Raw genomic sequence first — 13,554 nt, forward strand, 5'->3', positions numbered from 1 at the left:
CACCTATCCGATCCTCATGAGGCAGCTGCCAAACTCCACGAGGTCGCCGTCGGCCACGCAGATCTCGAGCACCTCGCCGTCTGCCTCTGCCGTTACCTCGTTGAGAACCTTCATGGCCTCGATGATGCAGAGCGTCTCGCCGGCCTTGACCTTAGAGCCCACGTGCACAAACGGCTCGTCGCCCGGCGCCGGGGCAGCATAGAAAACGCCGACCATGGGAGCGGTCACCTCGGTGCCCTTGGGCTCCGGTGCGGCGGCAGGTGTCTGCGCGGCGGGCTCCGGTGCGGCAGGCGCGACTGTGGGAGCTGCAACTGGAGCGGCCATAGCGCTCGGCATGGGCATGGGCGCGGCAACCGGCTGTGCGGCGCTCGCGCGCTCGAGTTCGACCGCGGTGCCATCGGGCTCCTCAACGCGTACGCGCGTGAGGCCGCGGTCCTCCATAACATCGGCTATCTCGGCAAGTCTTTTGGAATCCATGCTCTAGCTCCTCGTATATCTACGCAGCGCGATGGCGGCGTTGTGTCCGCCAAAGCCCAGGTTGGTCGAAAGCGCCCAGGTAAGGTCGGCGCGAACCGCGCGATTGGGCGTGTAGTCAAGATTGCAGGCGGGATCGGGCGTGTGGTAGTTAATGGTCGGCGGCACCACGCCCTGCTCGAGCGCCATGGCGCAGGCCATGACCTCGATGGCGCCCGTGGCACCGATCATGTGGCCGGTCATCGACTTAGTCGACGAGACGTGCGCGGCGCGCGCCGCGTCCTCGCCGAGCGCACGCTTAATGCCCGTCGTCTCGGACGAATCGTTGAGCTTGGTCGATGTGCCGTGGGCATTGATGTAGAGACCCTCGGAAGGCTTGACGTCGCCCTCGGTCACCGCCAGCGATATCGCGCGGGCAATGCCGGCAGCCTCGGGATCAGGACTCGTGATGTGATAGGCATCATCGGTGTTGCCGTAGCCCACGACCTCGGCATAAATGTGCGCACCGCGCGCCTGCGCATGTTCCATGCTCTCGAGTACCAGCACGCAGGCGCCCTCGCCCATCACAAAGCCGTCGCGGTCTGCATCGAACGGACGGCAGGCCGTCGCGGGATCGGGGTTGGTGGTCAATGCGCGGCAGGACGTAAAGCCCGCAACGGCATCGGGGATAATTGCAGCCTCGGCGCCGCCCGCGAGGATCGCGTCGGCATAGCCGTGCTTGATGGCGCGGAACGCCTCGCCCACCGCATGGGCCGAGGTTGCGCACGCGGTCACCACGGGCAGGGTCGGGCCCTTTGCCTTGTGGCGGATTGCGATATTGCCCGATGCCATGTTGGGGATCATCATCGCGATCATATAGGGCGATGCGCGGCGGGGCCCACGTTCGGCAATCGTATGGACGTTGTCGACGAGCGTCGTCATGCCGCCCACGCCCGAGCCCACGTAGACGCCCAGGCGCTCGCGATCGATGGCGCCTTCGACATCAAAGCCCGCATCGTGCATGGCTTCGTCCGAAGCCGCCATCGCAAACTGAACGCAGGGGTCGAGATGCTTGGCGTCACGCTTGCCAAAGTACTCGTTGCTGTCAAAGCCCTTGACCTCGGCTGCCACCTTGACGGCAAACGCATCGGTATCGAAGTGCGTGATCGGGCCGATGCCGCACGTGCCGGCGCACATGGCCGCCCAGGTGGCAAGCGCGGTGTTGCCGAGCGGCGACACGGCACCGATACCGGTGATTGCAACTCTCTGTTCCATCATGGTCTCCTCATCCAAGCCGTTCTTCGGCCCTGGTTTCTACATCGCCATTCCGCCGTCGACGCGTACGACTTCGCCCGTAATGTAGGCAGCCGCGTCGCTCGCCAAAAAGCGCACCACGCCGGCCACTTCCTCGGGACGCGCCATGCGCCTCAGGGGAATCTGCTCCTCGCACGCCGCACGCACCTTCTCCGAGAGCTTTGCCGTCATATCCGTCTCGACAAACCCGGGGGCAACCGCGTTCACTCGTACGCCGCGGGGCGCAAGCTCGCGCGCCACCGCCTTGGTCAGGCCGATCACGCCCGCCTTGGAGGCAGCGTAGTTGGCTTGCCCGGCATTGCCCATCAGGCCCACGACCGAGCTCATGTTGACGACGCAGCCGCCGCGCTGGCGCATAAAGGTCTTGGTGAGCGCGCGCGTCGTGTTAAACGTTCCTTTAAGATTGACATCGAGCACGCGATCGAAGGCGTCATCGCCCATGCGCATGAGCAGGCCATCGCGGGTGATGCCAGCGTTGTTGACGAGCGCCCAAATGGAGCCAAAGTCGTTGAGGACCGCTTCCACGCACGCGTTGACGGCAGCGGGGTCGGCCACGTCGCATTGATATGAGCGCGCCGTGGCGCCAGCCGCCTCGCAGGCGTCGCACGTCTCGCGCGCCGCATCGACGCTGCCGGCATAGACGACGGCGATATCGTAGCCATCCTCCGCCAGACCGATAGCGCAGGCGCGGCCGATACCCCGCGAGCCGCCCGTGACCAGTGCCACGCGACGTGAGTCGTTGCGCTCGAGCGCGCCATTGTTCAAGTTGCCCATGTCATTCCTTTCGGGTTACAGCCCTGTGGACTATGCGAGCTCGTCGGCAATAGCTGCGACCTGCTCGGCCGTCTCGCACGAATACACACGAACGTCGCTCAGCGTACGCTTGACCAGGCCGGACAGCGTTTTGCCGGGGCCGACCTCAATAAATGTGTCGATGCCTTGATCCTGCAGAGCATGCAGCGTATCGACCCAGCGTACGGCATGGCTCACCTGATTGGCCAAGACATCCGATGCCGTCTGGGGATCCGCCGGATAGGGCGCCGCTGTCATATTTGCCAAAACAGGAATGAGCAACGGGGACGGCGCGTGACCGGCCTCAATATATGCGGCAAGGCCACAGGTCGCCTCGGCCATATAGGGGCTATGAAATGCACCCGACACCGCGACCTTCATGGCGCGGCCGCCAGCCTCTTTTACTAGGACGTCGAGGGTCTGCAGCGCATCGGGCGCTCCGGCCACAACCGTCTGCTGGGGACTGTTGTAGTTGACCGGCCAGCAGTCCTCGCCGGCCTGCGCAGCCAGGTTCTCGACTTGCGCAGCATCAAGTTTGATGACGGCGCGCATGCCGCCGGGGTGACGCTCGGCCGCCGTGGCCATCAATGCCGCGCGCTCACACACGAGCTCAAAACCCGCTCGCGTATCGAATGCCCCCGCAAAGGTGAGTGCAGCGACCTCGCCCAGCGAGAATCCCGCACAGGCGGCAGGCACCACGCCGCGCTCGCGCAGGGCGACGGCGACAGCCAAGTTGTGCACGAACACGCAAGGCTGCGTGTTCTCGGTCTGCGAGAGCTCCTCCTTGGAGGCACTCCGGCACTGCTCGCTGGTCCCCGGGCGCACCTCGTCGGCAATGGCGAACACCTCGGCGGCCGCCGGCGATGTCTCGATCAAGTCGACGCCCATCGCGGGGTGCTGGGCACCCTGGCCGGCAAACAAAAACGCTACGCCACCCATGCGCACGCACCCTTCAGGACGTGCTCGGCGCCATCGACCAGGTCGTCAACGATTTCGCGTGCGCTCTGGCGCTCGTTGACCATGCCGGCAATCTGTCCACACAAAAACGAACCCTCTTCGTAGTTGCCGTCCTTGGCGGCCTTACGCAGCGCACCGGTTCCCATAGCACCGAGCTCCTCGGCACTCGCGCCGGAACCCTCGCTCTTGGCATAGGCGTTGGTGAAGGGGCTCTTGAGGGCGCGCACTGGATGTCCCGTCGAGCGACCGGTCGCACGCGTTGAAGTGTCGTTGGCCTTCAGGACCATCTCTTTGTACTGCTCCGAGACGGTGCACTCGTCTGCGACCAGAAAGCGCGTACCCACTTGCACGCCTTCGGCGCCCAGCATAAAGGCGGCCGCCACGCCGCGGCCGTCGGCAATACCGCCGGCGGCCACGACGGGAATGTCAACCGCATCGACGACCTGCGGCACCAGTGCCATCGTCGAGGTCTCGCCAATATGGCCGCCCGATTCGGTACCCTCGGCAACAACCGCCGTGGCTCCACGACGTGCCACGAGGCGCGCCAGCGCCACCGAGGCAACGACCGGGATGACCTTGATGCCCGCCTCGTTCCACGCCTTCATGTACTTGGCGGGATTGCCGGCGCCCGTCACGACGACCGGCACTCGCTCGTCAATCACGACCTGTGCAACCTCGTCGGCAAACGGGCTCATGAGCATGACGTTCACGCCAAAGGGCTTATCCGTCTTGGCGCGCAGCTCATGAATCTGGTCGCGAAGCCAGTTGGCGTCGGCGTTCATGGCCGCGATGATGCCTAAGCCACCCGCCTCGGACACTGCGGACGCCAGCGAGGCATCGGCAATCCAGGCCATACCGCCCTGGAACACGGGCTTTTCGATGCCGAGCAGATCGCAGAGAGGAGTCTTGAGCATCTCTACTTCTCCAATGCCGCCTCGACCGTATCGGCGAACTCGCCGACCGTCTTGGGGTTCTCCTCGGTATCGAGCTGGATGCCAAACTCGTCCTCGACGGCAACGAGGATCTCGACGGTGCCCAGGCTGTCGAGACCAATCTCCTCGAGCGTGGACTCGGGCTTCATCTCGACATCGTCAAGACCGGCGGTCTCGCGGATAACGTCGCAAACGCGCTCGAAGGTCTTCTGATCTGCCATGGTAGTTCTCCTTTGGTTGTGCCCTAGGGGCGTTTTTATTTCCTATGTGCGACTACTTCCAACGAAGCAGATAGCCACCTATATCCAGACCGGCGCCAAATCCAACCAAGGCGATGGTGTCGCCTGTGTGAAGTGCACCGGCGTTTGCCAGCCGGTCGAGGGCAAGCGGAATGCATGCGCTCGAAATGTTGCCGGTCTCGCGCAACGTGCGAACCACGCGCTCGTCCGGCACGCCCAGGCGCTTGACCGCCTGGCTCAGGATTCGTTCGTTAGCCTGATGGAATACAAAATGATCGATGTCTTCGACCAAAATGCCCGCATCGATCGCAAGCTTATGGACCGTGTCGCAGATGGCGTTGACGCCGAACTTGAACACGCGGCGGCCGTTCATGGACAGCACGCTCGCGCTATCTGCGGAAGCCTTAAACGGCGAGGTACCGACCAGACCGGGAACGCGCAACGTCTCGACGTCGGGCGCCGTCGAAAGCTCAATGGCAAGGGGACTGTCTCCCCCAGCCTCAATCACTGCGGCGCCTGCCCCATCGCCAAAGAGCACGCAGGTGGCACGGTCGGTCCAGTCGAGCGCGCGCGTCATCTGCTCGGCAGCAACGACAAGCACGCGCTCGGCGCGACCGCGGGCGATATAGCCCTCGGCGACATCGAGCGCAAATACGAAGCCGGCACAAGCCGCCGAGACATCGAAGGCAGGGCACGTCGCGCCTAGTCGCTCAGCAACGGCACACGCCTCAGCGGGAACAAGGTGGTCACCCGTCGTCGTCGAGCAGACGATCAGATCCAGCTGGCTCGCGTCGATTCCGGACACCTGGAGTGCCCGCTCACTCGCCGCTACGGCAAGGTCGTCAAGTGACTCGGTGGTGCAGACGTGGCGGCTCTTGATACCCGTGCGGGTAAAAATCCACTCATCCGAGGTATCGAGGAACTCAGACAGCTCGTCATTGGAAACACTGTGTTCAGGAAGCGCCGAGCCTGTTCCAAGAATCGTGAAACCCATCACTAACCTCCTTTGAGTTGTTGACGTGTTTACATCGACCAAGAGAGGATAACGCATTTCAGTCTTTGTTGACGTGTTAACATTAAATTGTCCAAATGCGACAAAGGCTTCACATTGTGTCTATCTCTCGACACCATTGCGTCATTCACTTATTCAATAAGGAGGTAGCAGCCGCTATGGATGCCCAATTAACGATTGTCGACGTAACCGGATCGACCAACGATGACCTGCTCGAAGCAGGAAAACAGGGAGCGCCGCACGGCACAGGACTTGCCGCCCGGGCTCAAACAGCAGGGCGCGGCCGGCGCGGGCACAAGTGGGACTCAACCGTCGGCAACTTATTGCTTTCGCTTGTCCTGCGCCCATGCGTTAATCCTGCAAAGTTCTCTGGTCTTGCCGCCGTCAGCGGCCTAGCGGTGCTCGAAGCACTCGAAAAGCAGGGTCTTGCAAACGAGATTCGTCTTAAATGGCCCAACGACCTTGTCGCGCGAGGACGCAAGCTCGGCGGCATTCTGGTCGAGGCCGCACGCGATAACGAAGGCAAACCTTTCGCCGTCTGCGGCATTGGCGTCAATGTGAACTATGCGCCCCAAGAGGTGCCCGATGGCGGCCTGCCGGCAATCGGCCTCTCGGATCTCAACGAGAGCGTACCTGCCGTCGACATGCTCCTCGATGAGGTCTATCACGCAGTTATAGACGCTGCAGATGCCTGGGCAGAGCGCCTCAACGCCAAGGAAGAAGATGCCGGTCCGCTCGCGCCCGTCCACGACGAATATATTGCCCACCTTAATTGGATCGGGAAGCACGTTATCGCCCGCTCCCCCGCTGGAGACGAGCTGGCACGAGGCATATTTAGAACGGTCGACGATTGCGGCCGCGCATGCATTGAGACCGAGAGCGGCTTGTGCGTCTTCCACTTCGAAGAAGCATCCTTGCGCCCCCTGAGCGAATAGGGCGCCGCAGCCGCCGGCTCGGCAGACGAATTCGCTATCCCAAAATCTAAATTCAAAACAAAAGGGCCCCGCTACCGTAACGGCAGCGGGGCCCTTTAAGCTATGAGCGATATCGCTTAGAGCTTGATGTCGATGTCGACGCCAGCGGGGAGGTCGAGACGCATGAGCGAATCAACGGTGCCCGAGGTAGGGTCGAGGATGTCGATGAGGCGCTTGTGGGTGCGCATCTCGAACTGCTCACGGGAGTCCTTGTTCACGTGCGGCGAGCGGATAACCGTGTACAGGTTGCGCTCGGTGGGCAGGGGGACAGGACCGGAAACGCGAGCGCCGGTCTTCTGAGCGGTCTCGACGATGAGCTTCGCGGACTGATCGACGACCTCGTGATCATAGCCCTTGAGGCGAATGCGGATCTTCTGGGTAGCCAACTTAAACCTCCAAAGAGTGCGAGAGATGTTCTCGCAGGATTACGTAACAGGGAGCTCGAACTTAGGCGTTCTTGCTCATGACCTCGTCCACGATGGACTTGGGCGCAGGCTCATAAGAGTCGAACTGCATCGTGTAGGATGCACGGCCCTGGGTCTGGGAGCGAAGGTCGGTAGCGTAACCGAACATCTCGCCCAGCGGCACCTTGGCACGGATGAGCTTACTGTTCTTGCGATCCTCCATGCCCTCGATCTTGCCGCGGCGACCGGAGAGGTTGCCCATAACGTCGCCCATGTACTGCTCGGGGGTCTCGACCTCGACAGCCATGATCGGCTCGAGCAGCTGCGGGTCGGACTTCTTGAGGGCGTCCTTGATAGCCATGGAACCGGCGATCTTGAAGGCGGCCTCGGAGGAGTCGACCTCGTGGTAAGAACCGTCGAACAGGGTGACCTTAACGTCGAGGACCGGGAAGCCGGCGATAACACCGGTGTTCAGGGCCTCCTGGATGCCCTTGTCGATGGACGGGATGTACTCCTTGGGCACGACGCCGCCGACGATAGCGTTGACGAACTCGTAGCCGAAGCCCTCCTCCATCTTCTCGAGCTTGATGACGGCGTGGCCGTACTGACCGCGACCGCCGGACTGACGGACGAACTTGCCCTCAGCCTTCTCGACGTCGTGACCAGCGGTCTCGCGGTAGGCAACCTGGGGCTTACCAACGTTAGCGTCAACCTTGAACTCACGGAGCAGACGGTCGACGATGATCTCGAGGTGCAGCTCGCCCATGCCGGCGATGATGGTCTGGCCGGTCTCGTGGTTGGTGGACACCTGGAAGGTCGGGTCCTCCTCGGCGAGCTTGGTCAGAGCCAGGGACATCTTGTCCTGCTCGGCCTTGGTCTTGGGCTCGATGGCAACGTCGATAACGGGCTTAGCGAACTCGATCTTCTCGAGGACGATCTCCTTGCCCTCGGCGCACAGGGTGTCGCCGGTGGTGGAGTTCTTGAAGCCGACGCAAGCGACGATGTCGCCGGCGGCAGCGTCGTCACGGTCGATACGCTCGGCGGCGTTCATCTCGAGGATGCGGCCGAGGCGCTCGCGCTGACCGTTGGAAGCGTTGACAACGTAGGAGCCGGACTCGGCGCGGCCGGAGTAAACGCGGACATAGGTGAGCTTACCGACGAACGGGTCGGTCATGATCTTGAAGACCAGGCCGGAGAAGGGCTCGTCGAAGGAAGGATGACGCTGGATCTCCTCGCCGGTGTCCGGATCGGTACCGGTGACGGCCTCAACGTCGAGCGGGCTGGGCAGGTAGTCGACGACAGCGTCGAGCAGCTCCTGAACGCCCTTGTTCTTGTAGGCGGAGCCCACGAAGACGAGGTTGAGATCGTTGGCCAGAACGCCCTTGCGCAGAGCGGCCTTAAGCTCCTCGACGGTGAAGTCCTCCTCCATGAGGATCTTCTCCATGAGCTCGTCGTCAAAGCTGGCAGCAGCGTCGAGGAGCTCCTCGCGCTTGGTGGCAGCGATGTCAGCGAACTCAGCCGGGATCTCGTCCATCGGCTCGGGGTAGGTCATACCCTTCTCGTCGGCCTTGAAGTCCCATGCAGTCATGGTGACCAGGTCGATGACGCCCCAGAAGTTGTCCTCGGCGCCCATCGGGACCTGAGCGGCCACGGCGTTAGCGTCGAGACGATCCTTCATGGTCTCGATAGCGTTGAAGAAGTCAGCGCCCACGCGGTCATACTTATTGATGAAGGCGATGCGGGGGACGTTGAAGGTAGAAGCCTGACGCCAAACGGTCTCAGACTGGGGCTGAACGCCGGCAACGGCGTCGAAGACGGCGACAGCGCCATCGAGGACGCGCAGGCAGCGCTCGACCTCGGCGGTGAAGTCAACGTGGCCCGGGGTGTCGATGATCTGGATGCGGTAGTCCTTACCGTCCTTATTCCAGAAGCACGTGGTAGCAGCGGAGGTAATGGTTACGCCGCGCTCCTGCTCCTGAACCATCCAGTCCATGGTGGCAGCGCCCTCATGGACCTCACCGATCTTGTGGGTCTTACCGGTGTAGTAAAGAATACGCTCGGTCGTGGTGGTCTTACCGGCATCGATGTGAGCCATGATGCCGATGTTACGGGTATCGGAAAGCTTGTACTTAGGCTTAGCCATGTTAGTTCCTTACCTTAACTTACCAACGATAGTGAGAGAACGCGCGGTTGGCCTCGGCCATCTTGAAGACGTCCTCACGCTTCTTGACGGAAGCGCCCAGGCCGTTGGAAGCGTCGAGGATCTCGTTGGCGAGACGCTCGGCCATGGTCTTCTCCTTGCGAGCGCGGGAGAAGTTGACGATCCAGCGGATACCCAGAGCGGTGGAACGACGGGAGTTGACCTCCATCGGGACCTGATAGGTAGCGCCACCGACACGCTTGGGCTTAACCTCGAGCGTGGGCTTGACGTTGTCCATAGCCTTCTTGAAGGTAGCGAGAGCGTCGCCACCCTCGGACTTCTCGGCAACGATCTCGAAAGCGGTGTAAACGATGCGCTCAGCGGTGGCCTTCTTGCCGTCAAGAAGGACCTTGTTGATGAGCTGAGTCACCAGGCGGTTGTTGTAAACGGCGTCAGGCTGAACCTCACGACGATTAGCTGCTGCACGACGCGGCATGTGAAATCTCCTTAAGTGTCTACCGTGCGGCGCTTAGGCGGCACACGGCGAAAGTATCAAAACGTTATCTGGCTTATTTGGCCTTGGGGCGCTTAGCACCGTACTTGGAACGGGCCTGCATACGGTTCTGGACCGGAGCAGCGTCGTAGGCGCCACGGATGACGTGATAACGGACACCAGGGAGGTCACGGACACGACCGCCGCGGACGAGCACGATGGAGTGCTCCTGCAGGTTGTGGCCCTCACCCGGGATGTAAGCAGTAACTTCGATGCCGTTGACAAGGCGAACACGGGCAACCTTACGAAGAGCCGAGTTCGGCTTCTTGGGGCTCGTGGTGAAGACGCGGGTGCACACGCCGCGCTTCTGGGAGTTGTGCTGCAGAGCAGCGTTCTTGGACTTCTTGGGCACGGAACGACGGCCCTGGCGAACCAGCTGGTTAATAGTAGGCAAAGCGTACTCCTTCTCGAATGATTCCAGCTTTCTGTAAAGTGCAACGGCTTGAATCGAGGGGTCAGCATCCCCCTACGAAACACGCAGTTCGATAGGATACGTGCCGTTAGCTGTGCCGTCAACAGACCACGCCGCCGGGCGTATCCCAAAATAGCCATATTTCCGCAAAGCCTACACAAAAGGAATCCCCTCCTGTGCGCGGGGGCGGATTCCCGGGCCGGGCGGCACAGGGGTTAAGTTTGCTGCTCTACAGTCCTGGCTCGCACGGAGGCCACATTAAGTGGCCTCCGGCTCGTGCGGAACTCGCGACAAACTTAAACCGCAGGCCGCCCGGCCCGGGAATCCGACATGCTCGTCGAGGCAACGTTCCTCACTCATTTCTTCATGTTGCGCAACTCGCAATGAACGTCAACGCAAGTGTATTCTTAGAAAACAGCTATAGAAACCCAAGGGAAGGAGACCGATGTTCTGTCCAGCATGCGGGACTAAAAACCCCGATGACGCAAGATTCTGCGCAAGCTGTGGCAAGCCGCTTCCGCAGGGGGGTGTTCCTATAGTTTTGTCAACTGGGCAATGCTGTTTTCGAGATTGAATCGCGACATGCTAACGCCAGGCCTTTCGGCCGATGGGCTCCAATCTGTTCGGAGCGCTTCGACTAGGCGGCGTAGGGCACCCTGTCCCGCATGATCGCGTAGATGACCTTCAGCCTCTTTCGTGCCAGCGCCTTGAGCGCCTTGCCGTGCGGCATGCCCCGCTCTCGGCACCTAGCGTAGTAATCGCCCCATCTTCCCTCTGTCCGGGTAAGGCAGTTGCACGAGAATATGAGCAGGTTCTTCAGCCTCTTGTTGCCTTGGCGCGATGCCGTCACCGAGGAGATCGAGGTCCCCGACTGGCGGTTGCGCGGCGCCAGGCCGCAGTACGACGCGAGCCTGTCGTGGCTTGGGAAGTCTTCGATATCTATGGAGATCGCGAGCTCGGAAGCGGTTTTGGGGCCGATCCCCGGCACCGTCAGGAGGCATCGGTAGGTATCGTCGCCCTCGAGGAGGGCGGATATCTCCGCCGTGATCACATCGATCTCCGCCGAGTTCTCGGAGATCCTGCGCGCGAGCAGCCTCACCGCCCGGTCCTCGGCGGCGATGGCCGCCGCGTCCGGCCTTGTCGAGGAGGCCGTCGAGCGGACGAGGGCCTCGATCTTGCCGCGCGCCGCCCCGCGCGTGAGCGCCGCCGCCCTGCGGGGCCCGGCGTCGGCCACCGACCAGGCCCCGCCGAGGGATGCCATGAGCCTCAGCTGGGGACCGTCGGACAGGTCGACCAACGCCTCGAAGGCGGGGCACGATTCCAGCAGGATGCTGCGCAGCCGGTTCTTGCTCCTGGTGTTTTCGCAGGTCAGGAAGTTTCTCTGGGCGGCCAGCGCCCTCGCCGCCGCGACCGTCGGGCCCGGATCCCCGACCGGCAGGAGTGCGTCGGGGATGCCCAGCGCCGTCTTCGCGATGACCATTGCGTCCCGCTCGTCGGTCTTGGCGTCGCCGGCGAAGAGCCTGGCGGCCCCGTGTGCCGCGAGTCCCGGCAGGTACGCCGCCGACATCCCGGCCGCCTTGGCGCGGGCGAGCGCGAGGGCGCCTATGTTGCGCGACTGGTCGACGACCACGAGCGCGTCGGGGAAGCGGCCGAACAGCGAGTCCAGATCGCCCTCCCTGTTCGCGACGGGGGCGCTCAGCAGTATCTCGCCGTCCCGGGTCGCGACGCATGCCCAATGGGACAATTTCCCGACATCGAGCCCGATGACGGCTTCCGGCATTCTAGGTGGTGCCACGGTGTTATCCTCCAATCGGTAGGCCGATCGGAACCCCTCCCTGCGACACCCACATTACCTGGCCGTGGCGCTTGCGCCCGGCAGTTTCCTATCAGTCGTCCGGAGCGGCGAGCGCCCCCGGTGGCAACACCCCCCGGGCCCTCTACGGGGCAGGGGCAGACGGCCATCCGGAGGCGCCCGATCGGCGGCCCCTCGGGGCTTGCCCGTATCGTAGGCAATGCGCCGAATGCTCGCCATCGAAATTTATCGGTGGCCCACTTCAGACTGTAATGGGTACAGCCGATTACTCGGTAAGCGCAGGCACGCCTAGTGCAATGCCAATGGGCGTCGTGCAGAAGCGCGGACACAAACCGCCTATGCCCGTCATCGTCGGAGGCATTGTTGCCGCCGTCATCGTTATCGCCGCTGCAGCCTTTGTCCTCATCCCCAAGGGCCCCGAAGTCAGGGGTTGTCTCAACGACTACTCGTGGGACGAAATCTCGCAGATCTCCCAGCTCATCTCCAAGAAGGGCGACCAGAACGGCGCCATCGAGGTCGCCAAAAAGTATCATCTCTGCACGAGCGACGGAAAGCTCGATGGCACCCAGACCAAGGACGTCACGCTCTCCGACGGCACCCAGACCAAAGTCATGATCATGGGTTTCAATCACGACGACAAGTCCGACGGCTCCGGTAAGGCCGGCATCACCTTCATCTTCACGGACGATGTCGCCAAACAAAACATGTGCGAGAAAACGGACATGGACAACCTGTTCCAAGAAATCCAAGACAACGGATCGGCCACGCTCAGTTGGGAGGACACCTCCCTGCATACATGGTTGAACGATTCATTTACCGGTCAGCTCCCCTCCGAGCTGAGCGACAAGATCGTCGCCGTAGACAAAACCGATGCGGTAATGCCGCTGGTTGCGACAACTCTGCCGTATTATGATGACGATAGCGACGAAGATGGTAGCCCTAGCGTAGGTTTGGAGGGCCACGAATCTACCCCAAAAGCAATTACAAGTTCGGATAAGTTGTGGCTGCCTTCCTACGTTGAGGTCTTAGCAACCGATGATCTCGGCTTTGATCCTTCGGATAATGATTTCAACTATCTACTTCAGGAAGGGTCCCAGTATCAAATCTATAAAGACGGTGGCGTAAAGCAGAATAAGCCAAACAAAATTCTCGGTACGTATGACTCTGAAAGGGGAGGCGGCTGGTGGCTGCGCTCATGGTCAACCTACGAAGTCGCCTACTTCACCACTCTTCGTCCTTGCTTTAGGGCATGCTTTTCCGATGGCGATGGGGAAGCGGCACGAATCACCAACGATAGCCAGCCCTATTCATACAACAAGGACGGCGACCCCATTGTTGGCGTAAGACCTGCGTTCTGCATCTAGCCCGCGAACTAGACATATCGTTCTACTCTCACAAAGTAGAGCTCCACCACAAGGGCCCGATTCGAAACTTCGGATCGGGCCCTTACTTTACCCGTGCACGACGCTCATTTGTTGCCCTAAACAGCATAGAGGTCGCACCTTCATGGCCATTCGTCTCCCCCATCGTTTATGAAACGACGCGTTTTTTCGGAAGTA

General features: G+C 61.6%; 15 protein-coding genes. 3 read left to right on the forward strand and 12 right to left on the reverse strand.

All coding sequences use genetic code 11. The features are described from left to right. Positions 1-3: 3 nt before the first annotated feature. The 7 genes from accB to GXM19_RS05450 are packed head-to-tail and all read right to left on the reverse strand — an operon-like array spanning position 4 to position 5,681. Positions 4-477 carry an acetyl-CoA carboxylase biotin carboxyl carrier protein gene (gene accB, locus GXM19_RS05420; RefSeq protein WP_006235024.1) on the reverse strand — a complete coding sequence of 158 codons (474 nt, stop codon included), beginning with the start codon at positions 475-477 and terminating at the stop codon, positions 4-6. Between the two features lie 3 nt (positions 478-480). Further along, entirely contained in the window at positions 481-1,728 is a 1,248-nt protein-coding gene (gene fabF, locus GXM19_RS05425; RefSeq protein WP_040359017.1) for a beta-ketoacyl-ACP synthase II, read from the reverse strand. 39 nt (positions 1,729-1,767) lie between these two features. After that, the gene (gene fabG / locus GXM19_RS05430) at positions 1,768-2,541 is read right to left on the reverse strand and encodes a 3-oxoacyl-[acyl-carrier-protein] reductase (RefSeq protein WP_006235022.1); all 774 of its coding nucleotides are present in this window, start codon (positions 2,539-2,541) and stop codon (positions 1,768-1,770) included. Between the two features lie 30 nt (positions 2,542-2,571). Continuing rightward, complete coding sequence (locus GXM19_RS05435; protein ID WP_006235021.1) at positions 2,572-3,498, reverse strand: ACP S-malonyltransferase; 927 nt, start codon at positions 3,496-3,498, stop codon at positions 2,572-2,574. Beyond that, positions 3,486-4,430: an enoyl-[acyl-carrier-protein] reductase FabK gene (fabK, locus tag GXM19_RS05440; protein WP_006235020.1), complete on the reverse strand. Its 945-nt coding sequence runs from the start codon at positions 4,428-4,430 to the stop codon at positions 3,486-3,488. Before fabK ends, GXM19_RS05435 begins: the two co-directional genes overlap by 13 nt. Positions 4,431-4,432: 2 nt before the next feature. Continuing rightward, positions 4,433-4,669 (reverse strand): acyl carrier protein, encoded by a 237-nt coding sequence (locus GXM19_RS05445; protein ID WP_006235019.1) that lies wholly within the window; start codon positions 4,667-4,669, stop codon positions 4,433-4,435. 52 nt (positions 4,670-4,721) lie between these two features. Then, positions 4,722-5,681 carry a 3-oxoacyl-ACP synthase III family protein gene (locus GXM19_RS05450; RefSeq protein ID WP_006235018.1) on the reverse strand — a complete coding sequence of 320 codons (960 nt, stop codon included), beginning with the start codon at positions 5,679-5,681 and terminating at the stop codon, positions 4,722-4,724. A 176-nt stretch (positions 5,682-5,857) separates the two neighbouring features. Between GXM19_RS05450 and GXM19_RS05455 the strand changes: the two genes are divergently transcribed. Then, positions 5,858-6,634 carry a biotin--[acetyl-CoA-carboxylase] ligase gene (locus GXM19_RS05455; protein ID WP_006235017.1) on the forward strand — a complete coding sequence of 259 codons (777 nt, stop codon included), beginning with the start codon at positions 5,858-5,860 and terminating at the stop codon, positions 6,632-6,634. 116 nt (positions 6,635-6,750) lie between these two features. Here the strand turns inward: GXM19_RS05455 and rpsJ are convergent, their stop codons facing one another. The 4 genes from rpsJ to rpsL all read right to left on the reverse strand — a co-directional run bounded on the left by rpsJ (position 6,751) and on the right by rpsL (position 10,164). After that, the gene (rpsJ, locus tag GXM19_RS05460) at positions 6,751-7,059 is read right to left on the reverse strand and encodes a 30S ribosomal protein S10 (RefSeq protein WP_022094184.1); all 309 of its coding nucleotides are present in this window, start codon (positions 7,057-7,059) and stop codon (positions 6,751-6,753) included. 61 nt (positions 7,060-7,120) lie between these two features. Next, entirely contained in the window at positions 7,121-9,220 is a 2,100-nt protein-coding gene (gene fusA / locus GXM19_RS05465; RefSeq protein ID WP_006235014.1) for an elongation factor G, read from the reverse strand. Between the two features lie 19 nt (positions 9,221-9,239). Next, entirely contained in the window at positions 9,240-9,713 is a 474-nt protein-coding gene (gene rpsG / locus GXM19_RS05470; protein ID WP_006235013.1) for a 30S ribosomal protein S7, read from the reverse strand. A gap of 73 nt (positions 9,714-9,786) precedes the next feature. After that, on the reverse strand, positions 9,787-10,164 hold the full coding sequence (gene rpsL, locus GXM19_RS05475; protein WP_006235012.1) for a 30S ribosomal protein S12: 378 nt from the start codon (positions 10,162-10,164) through the stop codon (positions 9,787-9,789). A gap of 463 nt (positions 10,165-10,627) precedes the next feature. Here rpsL and GXM19_RS11285 point away from each other — a divergent pair, with 463 nt between their 5' ends. Continuing rightward, a complete protein-coding gene (locus GXM19_RS11285; RefSeq protein WP_082222924.1) occupies positions 10,628-10,756 on the forward strand; it encodes a zinc-ribbon domain-containing protein in 129 nt (42 codons plus the stop codon). A gap of 63 nt (positions 10,757-10,819) precedes the next feature. On the opposite strand, the gene GXM19_RS05485 is transcribed toward GXM19_RS11285, so the two are convergent. Further along, complete coding sequence (locus GXM19_RS05485; protein WP_225093533.1) at positions 10,820-11,977, reverse strand: IS110 family RNA-guided transposase; 1,158 nt, start codon at positions 11,975-11,977, stop codon at positions 10,820-10,822. 356 nt (positions 11,978-12,333) lie between these two features. Here GXM19_RS05485 and GXM19_RS05490 point away from each other — a divergent pair, with 356 nt between their 5' ends. Beyond that, the gene (locus tag GXM19_RS05490) at positions 12,334-13,359 is read left to right on the forward strand and encodes a DUF6273 domain-containing protein (RefSeq protein WP_147293058.1); all 1,026 of its coding nucleotides are present in this window, start codon (positions 12,334-12,336) and stop codon (positions 13,357-13,359) included. The last annotated feature ends 195 nt before the right edge of the window (positions 13,360-13,554 follow it).

Source organism: Collinsella aerofaciens ATCC 25986 (assembly GCF_010509075.1).
In the GTDB taxonomy this organism is placed as follows: domain Bacteria; phylum Actinomycetota; class Coriobacteriia; order Coriobacteriales; family Coriobacteriaceae; genus Collinsella; species Collinsella aerofaciens.